The organism is Rhizobium altiplani, from assembly GCF_001542405.1.
Lineage (GTDB): Bacteria > Pseudomonadota > Alphaproteobacteria > Rhizobiales > Rhizobiaceae > Rhizobium > Rhizobium altiplani.
The window spans coordinates 54,705-70,765 of the sequence record NZ_LNCD01000101.1 but is presented as its reverse complement, the minus strand read 5'-3'; the positions used below and the strand labels follow the sequence as shown (position 1 = coordinate 70,765).

Annotated in this window: 11 protein-coding genes; 6 read left to right on the top strand and 5 right to left on the bottom strand. The window is 57.8% G+C overall.

Translation table 11 applies throughout. The features are described 5' to 3' along the window. The first annotated feature begins 61 nt into the window (after nt 1–61). Both AS026_RS23945 and AS026_RS23940 read left to right on the top strand, forming a co-directional pair. Nucleotides 62–6,316 carry a HAMP domain-containing protein gene (locus AS026_RS23945; RefSeq protein WP_082728588.1) on the top strand — a complete coding sequence of 2,085 codons (6,255 nt, stop codon included), beginning with the start codon at nt 62–64 and terminating at the stop codon, nt 6,314–6,316. 11 nt (nt 6,317–6,327) lie between these two features. Next, a complete protein-coding gene (locus AS026_RS23940; protein WP_062372005.1) occupies nt 6,328–8,013 on the top strand; it encodes a response regulator in 1,686 nt (561 codons plus the stop codon). Nucleotides 8,014–8,402: 389 nt separating this feature from the next. Here AS026_RS23940 and AS026_RS23935 read toward each other — a convergent pair whose 3' ends face one another. Together AS026_RS23935 and AS026_RS23930 are read right to left on the bottom strand one after the other, a co-directional pair. Beyond that, the gene (locus AS026_RS23935; RefSeq protein WP_062372002.1) at nt 8,403–8,684 is read right to left on the bottom strand and encodes a hypothetical protein; all 282 of its coding nucleotides are present in this window, start codon (nt 8,682–8,684) and stop codon (nt 8,403–8,405) included. 67 nt (nt 8,685–8,751) lie between these two features. After that, the gene (locus AS026_RS23930; protein ID WP_062371999.1) at nt 8,752–9,171 is read right to left on the bottom strand and encodes a CBS domain-containing protein; all 420 of its coding nucleotides are present in this window, start codon (nt 9,169–9,171) and stop codon (nt 8,752–8,754) included. 582 nt (nt 9,172–9,753) lie between these two features. On the opposite strand from AS026_RS23930, the gene AS026_RS23925 reads away from it, so the two are divergent. Further along, nucleotides 9,754–10,248 (top strand): helix-turn-helix domain-containing protein, encoded by a 495-nt coding sequence (locus tag AS026_RS23925; RefSeq protein WP_082728584.1) that lies wholly within the window; start codon nt 9,754–9,756, stop codon nt 10,246–10,248. 29 nt (nt 10,249–10,277) lie between these two features. Here the strand turns inward: AS026_RS23925 and AS026_RS23920 are convergent, their stop codons facing one another. Next, nucleotides 10,278–10,994 (bottom strand): Crp/Fnr family transcriptional regulator, encoded by a 717-nt coding sequence (locus AS026_RS23920; protein ID WP_062371997.1) that lies wholly within the window; start codon nt 10,992–10,994, stop codon nt 10,278–10,280. Between the two features lie 225 nt (nt 10,995–11,219). Between AS026_RS23920 and AS026_RS23915 the strand changes: the two genes are divergently transcribed. Both AS026_RS23915 and AS026_RS23910 read left to right on the top strand, forming a co-directional pair. Beyond that, the gene (locus AS026_RS23915; RefSeq protein WP_062371994.1) at nt 11,220–12,416 is read left to right on the top strand and encodes an IS256 family transposase; all 1,197 of its coding nucleotides are present in this window, start codon (nt 11,220–11,222) and stop codon (nt 12,414–12,416) included. A gap of 158 nt (nt 12,417–12,574) precedes the next feature. Continuing rightward, nucleotides 12,575–12,949 (top strand): response regulator, encoded by a 375-nt coding sequence (locus AS026_RS23910; RefSeq protein WP_425349829.1) that lies wholly within the window; start codon nt 12,575–12,577, stop codon nt 12,947–12,949. A 135-nt stretch (nt 12,950–13,084) separates the two neighbouring features. Here the strand turns inward: AS026_RS23910 and AS026_RS23905 are convergent, their stop codons facing one another. Further along, complete coding sequence (locus AS026_RS23905; RefSeq protein WP_062371991.1) at nt 13,085–13,834, bottom strand: Crp/Fnr family transcriptional regulator; 750 nt, start codon at nt 13,832–13,834, stop codon at nt 13,085–13,087. Nucleotides 13,835–13,990: 156 nt separating this feature from the next. Then, nucleotides 13,991–14,383: a response regulator gene (locus tag AS026_RS23900; protein ID WP_062371988.1), complete on the bottom strand. Its 393-nt coding sequence runs from the start codon at nt 14,381–14,383 to the stop codon at nt 13,991–13,993. A gap of 343 nt (nt 14,384–14,726) precedes the next feature. Between AS026_RS23900 and AS026_RS23895 the strand changes: the two genes are divergently transcribed. Further along, nucleotides 14,727–15,746: a YihY/virulence factor BrkB family protein gene (locus tag AS026_RS23895; protein WP_245307611.1), complete on the top strand. Its 1,020-nt coding sequence runs from the start codon at nt 14,727–14,729 to the stop codon at nt 15,744–15,746. The last annotated feature ends 315 nt before the right edge of the window (nt 15,747–16,061 follow it).

Here is a 16,061-nt window from a genome sequence, read left to right as displayed (position 1 = left end):
CTGGTTTGAGGGAGGCTCTGTGGTGACCAGTTCAGGTGAACATAAGCACGCAATCGATCCTGTGAGCCATACTGTCCTTACGGACGACGCGCCCTTGGCGGTGGAGGATTTCGCAGCGCTGCTCGATGTCCTTCTGTCGGTCCGGCGAGGTGATTTTTCCGTTCGCATGCGCCCGGATCTGACAGGCAAGACTGGCAAGATCGCCGATGCCCTCAACGACATCATCGCTGCCAACCAACGCCTGGCTCAACAGCTGGATCACGTCGGCGAGGTCGTCGGGCGGGAAGGCAGGACAAGCACACGCGTGCGCCTTGGTTTGTCGGATGGCTCGTGGGCGGCAATGGAAGGATCTCTCAATCACCTCATTGATGACCTGTTGTGGCCAACCACTGCCGTCACCCGCACGATAACGGCCGTCGCCAAGGGCGACCTGTTGCAGACCGTTCCGCTCGATGTCGAGGGCCGTCCACTCAAGGGCGAGTTCCTTCGATCGGCCGACATCGTCAATACGATGATCAAGCAGTTGAGCCTCTTTACATCCGAGGTCACGCGCGTTGCGCGCGAGGTCGGTACTGATGGAAAGCTGGGAGGGCAGGCGCAAGTGCCGGAGGTAACCGGTGTCTGGAAGGATCTGACCGAGAGCGTCAACTCCATGGCATCGAACCTGACGGCCCAGGTGCGCAATATTGCCGACGTCACAATCGCTGTCGCCAATGGCGATCTCTCAAAGAAGATCACAGTGGACGTCAGGGGCGAAATTCTGCAGCTGAAGGAAGCGATCAATACCATGGTCGATCAGCTGCGTTCCTTTGCCTCCGAGGTGACCCGCGTTGCACGTGAGGTCGGTACGGAAGGCAAGCTTGGCGGGCAGGCCCTGGTGCCGGGCGTCGCCGGGACCTGGAAGGACCTGACCGACAGCGTCAATGCAATGTGCGGCAACCTGACAGCGCAGGTCAGAAATATCGCCCAGGTGACCACAGCTGTGGCGCGTGGAGATCTTTCGCGCAAGATCACCGTTGACGTGTCGGGCGAGATCCTGGAGCTGAAGGAAACCATCAACACCATGGTGGATCAGCTGAACGGGTTTGCGGGAGAAGTCACGCGCGTCGCGCGTGAAGTGGGAACCGAGGGCCGTCTTGGCGGCCAGGCGCAGGTGCCTGGTGTCGCCGGCACCTGGAAAGATCTGACCGACAACGTCAATTCCATGGCCTCGAATCTGACTGCTCAGGTCAGAAACATTGCCGAGGTCTCGACGGCGATCGCAAGCGGCGACCTGTCGAAAAAGATCACGGTCACCGTTTCGGGCGAAATTCTCGAACTCAAGGAAACCATCAACACGATGGTCGACCAGCTTAACGCGTTCGCTTCCGAAGTAACCCGCGTTGCGCGTGAGGTCGGAACCGAAGGGCGCCTTGGCGGACAAGCCAATGTCCGCGGTGCAGCTGGCACCTGGAAGGATCTGACCGAAAACGTCAACTCGATGGCCGGAAATCTCACAGCCCAGGTCCGAAACATCGCCGAGGTTTCAACCGCGATCGCCAATGGCGATCTGTCAAAAAAGATCACCGTCGACGTCAAGGGCGAGATTCTCGAACTCAAGGAAACGATCAACACGATGGTCGACCAGCTTAACGCGTTTGCCTCAGAGGTAACCCGCGTTGCAAGAGAGGTTGGTACCGAAGGCAGGCTTGGGGGCCAGGCCAATGTTCGCGACGTCGCAGGAACCTGGAAGGATCTGACAGATTCGGTCAACTCCATGGCGTCGAACCTTACTGGCCAGGTGCGCAATATCGCTGAGGTGGCGACCGCCGTTGCCCAGGGCGACCTGTCGAAGAAAATCACCGTTCCGGTCTCCGGCGAGATTCTCGAGCTGAAGGAAACCTTGAATACCATGGTCGATCAGCTGAACGGGTTCGCCGGCGAAGTCACTCGCGTTGCGCGCGAGGTCGGAACGGAAGGCAGGCTCGGTGGCCAGGCAAATGTGCTTGGCGTTGCCGGCACCTGGAAAGACCTGACAGACAGCGTGAATTCGATGGCTGGCAACCTGACGGCGCAGGTGCGCAATATCGCCGAGGTCTCGACAGCGATCGCCAATGGCGACCTGTCGAAGAAGATTACCGTTTCCGTGTCCGGGGAAATCCTTGAACTAAAGGAAACCCTCAACACAATGGTCGATCAGCTGAACCGTTTCGCCTCGGAGGTCACGCGTGTCGCCCGTGAAGTCGGGACCGAGGGCAAGCTCGGCGGACAGGCGCAGGTTCCAGGCGTCGCCGGCACCTGGAAAGATCTGACCGAGAACGTCAACTTCATGGCCTCCAATCTGACCGGTCAGGTGCGCAATATCGCGGAAGTCACGACCGCGGTCGCAAGAGGCGACCTGTCTCGCAAGATCACCGTCGACGTCAAGGGTGAGATCCTGGAGCTCAAGAATACCATCAACACGATGGTGGACCAGTTGAACGCCTTCGCCGGAGAGGTGACGCGTGTCGCCCGTGAAGTCGGGACCGAGGGCAAGCTCGGCGGACAGGCCCAGGTCTCGGGTGTCGCCGGCACCTGGAAGGACCTTACCGACAGCGTCAACTCCATGGCCGGGAATTTGACCGCCCAGGTTCGCAACATTGCCGAAGTTGCAACGGCGATCGCCAACGGTGATCTGTCGCGCAAGATTACCGTCGATGTTCGCGGCGAGATCCTGCTCCTCAAGGATACGCTCAACACTATGGTGGATCAGCTGCGCTCCTTTGCCGGCGAAGTCACGCGCGTGGCCCGCGAGGTGGGAACGGACGGCCGTCTTGGCGGCCAGGCCGTGGTTCCAGGTGTTGCTGGAACCTGGAAGGACCTGACCGACAACGTCAACCTTCTGGCAGCCAACCTGACCACCCAGGTCCGCAACATCGCCGAAGTGACGACTGCTGTCGCCCGCGGCGACCTGTCTCGCAAGATCACTGTCGATGTGAAGGGCGAAATCCTCGAACTCAAGAACACCATCAACACCATGGTCGACCAGCTGAATGCGTTTGCCGGCGAGGTGACGCGTGTGGCGCGCGAGGTCGGGACTGAAGGCAAGCTCGGCGGCCAGGCGCAGGTGCAGGGTGTCGCTGGCACCTGGAAGGACCTCACCGATACCGTCAACGTCATGGGTGCCAATCTCACCGAACAGGTCCGCGGCATCGTCAAGGTCGTGACGGCTGTCGCAAACGGTGACCTCAAGCAGAATTTGACCGTGGCTTCAAAAGGCGAGGTCGCCGCGCTGGCAGAGACGATCAACAATATGACGAACACCCTTGCAACCTTTGCCGATCAGGTGACGAGCGTTGCCCGCGAAGTTGGCGTCGAGGGCCGCCTTGGCGGCCAGGCGAATGTTCCAGGCGCTGCCGGCACGTGGAAGGATCTGACGGGCAACGTCAACCTCCTTGCCGCCAACCTGACAACACAGGTGCGCGCCATCGCAGAAGTGGCCACGGCGGTGACAAAGGGGGATTTGACGCGTTCGATCAAGGTCGACGCGCGAGGCGAGGTCGCCGAACTTAAGGACAATATCAACACGATGATCGACAACCTGCGTCTCACCACGGAGCGCAATACCGAGCAGGATTGGCTGAAGACGAACCTTGCACGCTTCACCAACATGCTGCAGGGCCAGCGCGACCTGACCCTGGTTGGCAAAATGCTGCTTTCGGAGTTGGCGCCGCTGGTCGGGGCACATCAGGGGGTCATCTATCAGGTCGACGCGGAGACGGATCGTCCGGTCTTGTCGCTTCTTTCCGTTTATGCGCAGGGTCTGGAGACAGAACACCCGAAGCGGCTTGAATTCGGGCAGGGCCTCGTCGGGCAATGCGCCAGTGATGCAAGGGCGATCGTCATCACCGATTTGCCAAGCAATGTCGTTCCGATCAGTTCGGGTGTATTTTCAACATTGCCGCGCAGCGCCGTGGTCCTTCCGGTTCATTTCGAGGGTCAGGTCAAAGCCGTCATTGAACTGGCCTCGGCCGGGACCTTCAGCGAGCTGCAACTGTCGTTCCTGGATCAGTTGACGACCTCGATCGGTATTGTCCTCAACTCCATTGAGGCGACGATGCAGACGGAGGGCTTGCTCAAGCAATCGCAGCAGCTGGCGGGAGAGCTTCAGACCCAGCAACGCGAATTGCAGCAGACAAACGAGCAGCTCGAACAGAAGGCACAGCAACTCGAGGAGCGAAACGTCGAGGTAGAAGGCAAGAACCAGGAGATCGAGCAGGCGCGCCGGGCGCTTGAGGAAAAGGCCACGGAACTGGCCCTGACATCGAAATACAAGTCCGAGTTTCTCGCCAACATGTCACACGAGTTGCGGACGCCACTCAACTCCATCCTGATCCTTGGCCAGCAGCTCGGTGACAATCCGGAAGGCAACCTTTCGGGCAAACAGGTCGAATTTGCAAAAACGATCCATGCCGCCGGTACCGACCTTCTGAACCTGATCAGCGATATTCTCGATCTGTCCAAGATCGAGTCGGGAACAGTATCGGTCGATGCGGAAGAGATAAGGATCAGCAGCCTCCTGGAAGCCATGGCGCGACCCTTCGGGCACGAAGCCGACAATCGCGGACTTTCGTTCGCCGTGGAGATTGCGGCAAACGTTTCCGACCGCATCATGACAGACGCCAAGCGCCTGCAGCAGATCCTGAAAAACCTTTTGTCGAACGCGTTCAAATTCACTGCCGAGGGTGGGGTGACATTGAAAGTCGCCATGGTCGACAATGGCTGGTCGCCAGACCACCCATCCCTGAAAGCCGCTGCATCGGTAATCGCATTTGAGGTGACGGATACCGGCATTGGCATTGCACTCGAAAAGCAGCGCATCATCTTCGAGGCATTCCAGCAGGCCGATGCGTCGACGAGCCGTAAGTACGGTGGTACGGGCCTTGGACTTGCAATCAGCCGTGAGCTCGCAAATTTGCTTGGCGGAGAAATTCAGCTTCGCAGCAATCCGGGAGCAGGCAGTGCATTCACGCTTTTCCTGCCGCTCACCTATGCCGGGTCAACGACGGCAAGGGTAGTGGCCGAAGAGACCAATGTCGTGCAGCTTGCCGAGGTCGCGGCCGTCAGACGGGGCGACAAACCGGCTGAACGCTTGCTGGACGATCGTGACGAAGTCGCGGCCAGCGATCTGGTACTCCTCGTGGTCGAAGACGATCCCCATTACTCGCGTGTCCTGATGGATCTTGCCCACGATCGTGGCTTCAAGGTTATCGTCGCCCAACGCGGCAGTGAAGCGCTGGCGTTGGCGCAGGAGTATCAGCCGACGGCAATGTCGCTCGATATTTTCCTGCCTGACATGCTCGGCTGGAGCGTTCTCAGCCAGCTCAAGCAGAACGTCAAAACGCGGCACATCCCCGTTCAGATTGTCAGTCTCGACGACGACAGGCAGCATGGGTTGACACGGGGGGCATTTGCATTCCTCAAAAAGCCGGCCACGTCAGAGGGGCTTGGCGAGGCCTTGTCGCGGCTGAAAACCTATGCGCAGTCACGGCGCCGGCGACTGCTCGTCGTCGACGACAACGAGGCCGAGCGCGCAAGCGTGGCAGCGCTCCTTGGCCATGACGATATCGAGATTGAAAGCGTCGGGTCAGGCGGCGACGCCCTGGCTTCCCTGAAGCGTGATCCGGCCGATTGTGTCGTTCTCGATCTCACCCTGCCCGACATGTCAGGCTTTGACGTCCTTGAGAAGATGCGCGCCGATGGTGATATCGCCGAAGTTCCCGTGGTTGTCTTTACCGGTCGGGAACTTTCTCCGGACGACGACAGCCGTTTGCACAGCATGGCGCGCAGCGTCGTCGTCAAGGGCGTTGAATCGCCCGAAAGGCTGTTGGACGAAACGGCGCTCTTCCTGCACCGCGTTGTCGCTGACTTGCCGAGCGAAAAGCAGAGAATGCTCCAGGAGCTTCATAGTTCAGACGAGAGTCTGGTTGGCGAGACGGTGCTGCTTGTTGATGACGACGCGCGGAACATCTTTGCTCTCAGCAGTGTTCTCGAGCGCCGGGGCATGAGGGTTCTGACAGCAACCACCGGAAGCGAGGCGATCGAAATTCTGGAAAGGGAAGCGTCGGTTGCCATCGTTTTGATGGACATCATGATGCCTGGCATGGACGGTTACGAAACAATGATGGCGATACGTGCCAAGCCGGGCTTCCAGAGGCTGCCGATCCTGGCGCTGACCGCAAAGGCGATGAAGGGCGACCGCGAAAAATGCCTGGAGGCCGGCGCCTCCGACTACCTGGCAAAGCCGGTCAATACCGAGCAATTGCTGTCTGCTTTGCGTATGTGGCTGCATCGGTGAGGGAGGCGGGATTGGAACGATTGAACATCCTTCTCGTGGACGATCAGCCGGCGAAGCTCTTGAGCTATGAGGTCATCCTCAAGGATCTCGGTGAAAACCTGATCAAAGCTCAGTCCGCCAGGGAGGCCCTTGAACAACTTCTTCGCAACGAGATAGCGGTCATTCTTGCCGACGTGTGCATGCCCGAACAGGACGGTTTCGAGCTTGTCAGCATGATCCGCGAACATCCGCGCTACCAGAATACCGCGATCATTTTTGTTTCGGCGGTCATGATGACCGAGCCTGATCGGTTGCGAGGATACGCTGCAGGTGCTGTCGACTATGTCTCCGTTCCAATCGTGCCCGACGTCCTGCGGGCCAAGGTGCGGGTCTTTGCTGACCTTTATCGCAAGACCAAGGAGCTCGAGCGGCTGAACAGCGAGTTGGAACTAAGGGTCAGCCAGCGCACCGCCGAACTCGAGGCTTCATCGGAGCAACTGCGCCGGTTGAATGAGGAGCTGGAACATCGCATCGAACAAAGGACACGCGAGCGCGAGGAGGCTCTCGCGCAATTGTTCGAAGCTCAAAAGATCGACACAATCGGTCAGCTGACGGGCGGTGTCGCACATGATTTCAACAACCTCCTGATGGCAATCCTTGGAAGTCTAAGCCTCTTGAAGAAGCGCTTGCCCGAGGACGATCGCAGCGAGCGACTGCTCGGCAATGCCATCCAGGCTGCTGAACGTGGTTCGGCCCTGACCCAGCGCCTGCTTGCCTTCGCCAGGCGTCAGGAGTTGAAGCCGACCACTGTCGATTTCGAACAGCTGTTTGCCAACATTGAAGATCTCCTCGTCAAGGCCGTGGGCCAGGGGATCGACATCAAACTGGACGTCGCCCCGGATCTGCCAAGCATGCTTGTCGATGCCAACCAGCTCGAACTTGCTCTTTTGAACCTTTTCGTCAATGCACGCGACGCCATGGATGGGGCGGGCTCGATCATCCTCCAGGTAGATGCGGCCGATCACCCGGGATCACTAAGCGATGGGCGCTATGTGTGTATCCGCGTCACGGACAATGGCCCTGGAATGGATGGACCGACGCTTGCGCGGGCAACTGAGCCGTTCTTCACGACGAAGGGGCCAGGAAAAGGCACTGGTCTCGGACTATCGATGGTCCAGGGTCTTGCCGCCCAATCCGGCGGGGCGCTCGAACTGGCAAGCAGGCCGGGGGCCGGGACATCCGTGAGTGTCTGGTTGCCGGTTGCCGGCACGTCGAGCGATCTGGTGGCTGGTGGGCGTGTTGACGATGCCTCCGATGTCCCGACGGTGACAGGAGAGCTTACTGTCCTTGTGGTGGACGACGATCCATTGGTCAGTATGGGAACCGTGGCGATGCTTGAGGACCTCGGTCACATCGCCGTTGAAGTGACCTCGGCATCGCAGGCCTTGCAGCTTCTCGGGGAAGAAAAGCGTTTTGATATTGTGATCACCGATCATTCCATGCCCGGTATGACCGGAGCCGAGCTTTCCCGAATTATACTCGACTCCTACTCGAGTCTTCCGATCATACTGGCATCCGGCTATGCCGAGTTGCCCGACGATCAGGGGCTAAATGAACTGATCAGACTGACCAAACCGTTCTCGCAGGACCAGCTGAAGGAAGCCCTCCAGCAGGCAAAAACTCCCCAAGTGTCGACCGTGCAGTCGAACCGCCATTGATAGTCGCTCAGGAGAACAAACGGGTCGCTCGGTTCGGCGTCGAGCGGCGATCTACCGATCGGGAATTGACGCGGTTGTGGACGCGTCAATGTCATGATGCCCGAATGGATTGATAGCGACGAGTATCGACAAGACACCAGCCAGTAGCCAGACACCGATAAGAGCGGGCTTGAGCGTCATAGAAACACCTTTGGGCGCGAACGCCAGACAAATCGCGCGATCTCTGTTTGACAGCCAACTCTTAGAAAAAAGTGAATTGCCGGTTTCGCTTCGCGATTTCGGCGGTGCCTGGCGACCAGCAGCGTTCATGTGTCTCGTTCGGACATGCTGCGACGATTACCGATCATGGATTGGGAACGATCAATTCTCGTTGGCCTGGCCGGCTGACTTTATCCGTTCCTGGAACAAAGGGCTGCAAGCGAGGCCAAAAGGATCAGAGGGGCAAGCCGGATCACGGGCCTGCGGGGCGTCGAAACCGTGGTCGCCATCTTGTCCACGGCATGTGCGACCTCGTCGATCTCGAGCCGCAACCGCGCAATTTCCTCCTGAGCAAAGACAAGAGCTTGTTCGCGTCCCGCCTTCTCAAACCGAGCCCGCGAAGGAGGATTGGCCGTCTGAAGGTCCTCGTCGTCGACTGGCGACCAACCGTCTCTGTTCGTTGAACCTTGCATTGAACTCCCCTTGCCTGGAAACGGCCCGCTTCATAAATCCGAGACGGCTGTTCACTGAAACTCGGGTCTAGTCCCGACGTTGAGTGTCATCAGATATTTCCTCCAATGCGACACCGGCTATTTCCTCCTGTCGGACTGCAATGTCGCCAAGGGAGAGGATCCCGGAAACGGTTCCGGCTGCATCGAACACGACAAGCCGACGCATCTGAAGCTCCGACATCCGTCCGGCCGCTTCCAGGAGATCGTCCTCTTCCAGACAACCCTCTATTCCAGACGTCATGATCCTGGAAACGGGTTGATCACAGGATATTCCCTCGGCCACAGCCCGTATGACGATGTCGCGGTCGGTTACGACACCAATGGCGTCTCCGTCAATGATCGGGATTATCCCGGTATCCACTTCCGACATCAGCTGCGCGACACGGCGGATTTGAGCGCCGGGGTCGGCTGTGACGATTTTTGTGGTCATCACCTCTCGTACTTTCATCGGTTTTTCCTCCTGCTCGACTGGGACAACCTCTAATCTTGAAGGTTGTTCCCTTTGGCACGCCAGCAGACTTGTGTCGGAAGACGACGCGCTCGCTCCGATGCAAATTGGATTTGGTGAGATGCTTCAAAGCCCATGTGCTTTTGTCGCAGGGCATCGCTCGGCAAACCTTCCTAGCGCAAGCCGGCTCAAAGGGACCGGCGCACAAGCGTGCCTGTCTGACACGGCGTCTGCATGTCGACGGTCTGCCAGCGTACGCAAAAACATAGGCAACAACAGGATGTTATACAGCCGCGATACGCAGCCGAAGCTGAATCGTGCGGCGACGATCCTGTCGTTCGTGTTCCCTCTCATTCTGAGTCCAATGTCCGTCGCTGATCGATCCACCATGCAAAATCGGCTCCTGGCCCGCCTCCCTGATGAGGAGTTCCGCGCCATCGTGCCATCACTTGAGGCAGTTCATCTTCGTCAGGGCTTCGTCATTGTTAAGGCCGAGAGTCTCATCGAGCATGTCTATTTCCTTTGCAGGGGATCGGCTCAGTCATTACAGTGTCCTCAGGCCGCCAAAGAGCTGAAGCGGGGATGTTTGGACGCGAGGGCTTTTCGCCGACGTCGGCAGGCGTCGGCGGCACGATCAGCGTCCACGAGGTATTGATGCAGGTTGAAGGATACGGATATCGAATGACATTGGATGCGGCACTGCAGGCGATTTCTCAAAATCCTGCTTTCGCCAATCTTCTGGCGCGCTTTATCCAGGCGTTTGCATCGCAGATCTCGTTCACTGCCCTGTCGAACGCAAATTACCAGATTGACGTGCGATTGGCACGCTGGCTACTCATGTCGCATGACCGCGTTGACGGTGATGAAATCGCCCTGACCCACGACTTTATCTCTTTGATGCTCTCTGTCAGGCGACCAAGCGTGACAACTGCGCTCCATGTCCTCGAGGGAGAAAGGTTCATCCGATCCGAGCGCGGACGGATATTGATCCGTGACAGGCGTGGAATGGAAGAGTTTGCAGGAAATGCCTACGGCAAGCCGGAAGAAGAATACCGACGCCTGATTGGCGAGCTCTAATCAGGCGCTTGGGCCCTTATGTCTTTGTATCAGAACAGGTTTTTCATCAGCCGGCGATATTCCTCTTCCGGCTTGCCATACGCGTCGCGGGCGAACTCCTCCATTGCAGGTCGGTTGCGCATGATGATATTGCTCCGCTCCGACTTGATGAAGCCGTTGCCCTCTAGGATGTGCAATGAGGTGGTGACGCTCGGCCGTCGAACCGAGAGCATCAGGGAGATAAATTCATGCGTAAGCCCGATTTCATCACCCGGCACACGGTCGTGGCACATTAGAATCCAGCGGGCCAGTCGCTCGGTAACGTCGTGGATTGCGTTTGAAATGGCGGTGTAGGTCAGTTGGACCGAGAAGGCCTCAATCGAGCGGATCATCACTTTGGAAAAATTCCGGTTTTGGTCCATCCATCCGCGAAAACGGCCATAGTCCATGCGATAGCCCTCCGAATCGAGAAGTATCACCACTTCGTGGGGGCTGTTTTCCGTGCTCGCCACGGCAGAGGTTGGAACATAGCCATCAGAGCCGAATATTCCTGCTTCGGCCCGGTTGCCCTCGGGTGTCGACGCGATAATCGATCCGATACCTGACGTGAGAAAATAGATGTAATCGATAGGCTGCCCTGCATGGGCAACGACAGTACCTTGCGAAAGCTTGAGGAATTCAAGATCTTGCGCAATCTGGCCGTAGTCGCTTTCAGGCAGGATGCTCAGCAGCTTGTTTGTCACCGAGGACTGAGCTGGCGAAATCATGGCCTTTCCTTTCCGTCCGGCAGGAATGATCGCACCGGGTCTGGCGCCTCCGCCTGATGTGCTAACCGGAAAAGGGCATGCAAGGTTCCCTGTCGCTGATATAGGCGCGTCAAGTCTAAGCGATTGAAGGTAGAGTGCTGAAGGTTCTGCAAATTTCCTAAGGGAAGGCGGCCATGGCAGACTGGTGATGTTCAACGTCACCCATTCCCCGGAGGGAGCGCCACCATGACCAAGACCGATGGTAGGACAGCCAGTGCTGCAGTGAAAGAGATTTTGCTATCGAGCCCCGACGGCCTGCGTGAAGTGATCCGCGCAGTGATGCAGGAGGTTCTGGAAGCGGAGATGGACGAGGCCCTTGGAGCTGGCAAAAGCGAGCGCACGCCGGACCGGCTCGGGTACCGCTCAGGCCACTACGGCCGAACGTTGATCACCCGCGTTGGCAAGCTTGAACTGCGTGTTCCGCAAGATCGCTCGGGACATTTTTCCACCGAACTGTTTGAACGATATCAGCGTTCCGAGCGAGCCTTGGTGGCGACCTTGGCGGAGATGTATGTGCAGGGGGTGTCGACCAGAAAGGTCAAGGCGATCACTGAGGAACTTTGCGGCCATGCTTTCTCGGCATCTTCAATTTCGGCAATCAACAAGCGATTGGACGAAAGCCTGAAGGCGTTTTCTGAGCGGGCGCTTCTCGAGCCCTTTGCCTACCTGATCCTCGATGCGCGCTATGAGAAGGTCCGTGAGGCCGGCGTGGTGATGAGCCAGGCGGTTCTGATTGCAGTCGGCATCGATTGGGACGGACGGCGGCAGATTCTGGCTGTCGAAATGGCGGCCCGCGAGAGCCGCTCGGCGTGGAAGGACTTTCTCGTCAAGTTGAAAGGGCGCGGTCTGCGGGGTGTGGAACTGGTGGTATCAGACGATCATGCCGGCCTCGTGGCGGCGATCGCGGAGACACTTCCAGAGGCCGCCTGGCAGCGCTGCTACGTGCACTTTCTGCGCAACGCCCTCGATCATCTGCCCCGAAAGCATGGCGACGACTGCCTGCAGGAGCTGCGGTGGCTCTACGACCGGCGCGACCTCGACGAAGCCAAGACCGATCTCTCTGCCTGGCTCACCAAGTGGTCGGCACGCTATCCGCGCTTGACCAGCTGGGTCGAGGAGACAATCGAACAGACGCTGACCTTCTTCCGATTGCCACGCCAGCATCACAAGCACTTGAAATCGACCAACATGCTTGAACGCCTCAACGAGGAAATCCGCCGCAGGACCTATGTCGTGCGCATCTTTCCAAACGCAGAGAGCTGCTTGCGCCTCGTCAGAGCCCTCGCCGTTGAAACCCACGAAAACTGGATGGAGGCCAATCGCTACATCAACATGGACGATCTACGAGAGCACAAAAAACTCGCTATGCGCCAAGCCGCATGACCGCCCAATTTGCTGAACTTGACGCACATAACCCGATTGAAAGTGGCAGTCGGCTCGAGATCATTGCAACCGTCCGGCGTTTTTCTGGCGCGTTTGTACGGTTTCGACCGCTGACGAGAAGTGACCAGCGCTACATATGGTTGGGTGGCGGAGTGAAAATGATGAACATCATGATCGTTGAAGACGATTACGTCATTGCCAAGGACCTCCAATCCATTGCCGAGGCGGCGGGCCATCGAAGCGTCGGTCCGCTGCAGACAATGGAGCAGGCTCTCGCCTATGCAGCCACCGCCGACATTGCTCTCGTCGACCTCAAGCTTGCCGACGGACCGACCGGAGCGTCTCTCGGGCGGAAGCTCATCGACAGGTTCCGACTGGAGGTCATCTATGTAACCGGGAGGCCGGAAGGTGTGGGAGCCGGCCTGGACGGTGCGAGCGAAGTGGTCATGAAGCCATTTAGCGAAGAACAGATCGCTGCAGCCATCGCACGTGCGGCCCTCAGGCGTGCCACCCGCTATGACCGGATTCGATAGTAGAATTCTTTGCTTCTAAGGAATGACGGACGCTGCGAGTATAAGCAGACACATGTCCCGATTGTCAGGGGGTTTTTGTGATAAAGGATAACATACGCCGTGCGATCAACATGCACGCACTGCCCGTCACTCGAACTAGATCAACGGCGCCACAGCACCGACCCTCGGTATTGTTTTGACCGGCTCAATATCCATCAATCGACGGTATTCTCGCTCGGGAGCGCCATATGCGTCCCCTGCATAGTCTTCAAGACCGCTTCGATCCCGCACCACAACCAAGGCGCGCTCTGATCGAATAAGACGTTGCCCCTCCAACATGTGCAGCGCAATCGTTACCGAGGGCCTTCGTACAGCGAGCATCAACGAAAGATAGTCATGCGTCAAAGCGATCTTTGAGCTTTGCATCCGATCCTGAGACATCAATATCCATCGCGCCAGCCGGACGTCGATCGTATGGGCCGCATTGGAAAGTGCGGTAAAGGCAACTTGGTGGTTGAACGCCACGAGATAGCGAAGCAAAAGGTGCCTCAGCGCCGGACTGCTGTCGACAGGACCGTGCAACGCCGTGAGCTTCAGCCGCAGGCCATGCCCCGCGACCTGGATGACGATATCGAATGGGCCCTCACTTGCCTTTACAAGCCCTCCTATGGGCGTAAACCCCTCCCGCCCCACCATTCCTGCCTCTGCCCGCCGGCCCTTGGGAGACACGGCAATGACGGAAGCAATGCCATTGCAGGGAAAATAAACATGGTTGAACGACTGCCCCGCCGTGGCGAGGTGAAAGCCTTGGGGAAGATCAACTTCCTCGAGGCCCGTCGAGATCAGATCATAGTCTTGATCGGAAAGGCCGTTAAGAAGCCTGTTACTGCTGCGGTTTGCAGTCATGACGGAGCCTCCGGCGCTCATTCCGCTTTAACACGGTATGATGCTAGGTCGCCCGGAACGCGCGATGAAGAGCGCCGTGGAAGACGACGGATCAAGTGAAACAGGCTCGTGCCCTAAAAGTTCCGATCATCCGCGAGAGCGGGTCTCGTCCGGGGCTTAATGGTGCTTTGTGGAAAATAGAGCGAGTGCAATATCACCCAATGCATGGAGGTCTCCGCAAAGGTGGAAACCGCCGAAGCTATCCTTGACGCCGGCGTCGACGTGGGAGGTCGCAAACACGAATGGAATTCTGAAGCTATACAACCGATCCGCTATGAGAAAAGCTGCCTCCCCGTCCAACCTGATATCCAGGATGGCGGCGTCGGTTATCTCAGGGTCAATCATGCCGATAGCAAACGGGGCGGTCGCCCCCGTGATCCTCGCGCCAGCTGCCTCCAGGAGCCGTCGAGCTTCGTCCGCCACGAAGTAATCCTCTTCAACGATCAAGATTCTTTTGCCGGCGAACAGGTTGATTGGAAATGCATGGTTATTCAGGTCCTTTTTGGCCACGATTTACCCCTCATGAGTCATTCTTGCCTTTAGACTCTTGATAGTGTCGGGTCCCTGCCGAGATGCGGTTCGCCCGTAAACCATTTCCTCTCCATAAAGTCGATTTTCGTGAGCTGGTCCAGTCACTTCCCGGTTGTGCGAATCCAAACAATGAAGGCAATCTTTTGTTCCGGCCTTCTATATGGCACTTGCGGCCGCAGTGCCTGTGAAGTGTTGGACCTCGACCTCTCCGGTTCACTGCATCCTTTTCCGGGTAAGTGCGTTATCGAGTGGCAATGCTCGCAAAGGCCCTGAGGCGTCTGCCATGAAATCTTCAAGCACAATGACACTGCTCATTCTGTCGATGGCTCTTTTCGGCCTGCTCACTACGGCGCGAAGCGGGGCGAACGGCGCCGTACAAACCGCTGAGGAAGATCATGGGAGGGGGAGAAACGCCAAGGTTCCGGAGGCCATTCCAATGAAAGGCCTCCGCGACGTCTTTTGGCGCGTGGTTCATGAGGTTCTTGATGACCGCGTGACACTGATCGCGGCCGGCGTGACCTTCTATCTCCTCCTGGCGCTCTTTCCCGCGCTCGCCGCCCTTGTTGCCATCTATGGTCTGATTGCAGACCCGGCGACAATGGCTGATCACTTGCGCGAACTCTCGGCATTGTTGCCGCCAGGCGCGTTCGATCTCATCGCCGATCGGATCAGGAGCCTCGTTGAAGCGAGAAGCAGCACGCTGGGGCTGACATTCTTTGTCGGCCTGGCAGTCGCGGTTTGGAGCACTCACAGCGCAACGCTTGCCATTTTCGACGCGATGAATATCGCTTATGAGGAAACGGAAAAGCGCGGTCTGATCAGGCTGAACGTCATTGGCCTCTGCTTCACGCTTTGCGCAATGCTGGCTGCAACCTTGATGATTGGACTGGTCGCGGTGATGCCCGTCTTGTTGTCCTATCTGTGGCTCGATCAATTCAAGGAAAATCTGGTCCTTTTGCTGCGCTGGCCTTTCCTCCTCCTGATTGCGGCGATCGCAACAACTGCCGTATACCGGTTCGGACCAAGTCGCGAACCGGCAAAGCTTCGGTGGATGACTTGGGGGGCCGCTCTCGTGACGCTGGCCTGGTTTTTAATGTCAACCGGCTTCTCGTTCTATCTCGACCATTTCGCCAACTATGACGCAACCTATGGTACTTTGGGGGCGCTGATGGGTTTCCTTGTCTGGACCTGGCTGTCGCTTGTCATATTGATCGTCGGCGGCGAATTGAATGCAGAACTGGAGCATCAAACCGCAAGGGATACGACGACCGGCGCCGCGTTGCCCATGGGAGCCCGCGGTGCCTATGTTGCAGACACACTGGGAAAGGCGGCCGATGAGTGACTTGTCTGAACCGGCGGGCTGAAACAACCAGATCCCCCGCGACATCAAGAAACTGTGACGATTGCTGGAAACCTTCGACAACGCTGGTGGTTTTGTCATCCGCATAGGAGATCACCATGACGTTTGCCATCGTCACCACATTGATAATAGTGCTCGTTGCGAGCGCTCGATACCTCACCTGCGCCCTGGTCGGATATATAGACTATTTTCTCGAAGAGCGACGTAAGCTTTCGGCGCTGAAAAAGGCTACACGGCGACGCCCCGATCGATTTCGGCAATAATCACTGGCCAAAAATGGATAGTTTAGCGTTCTGT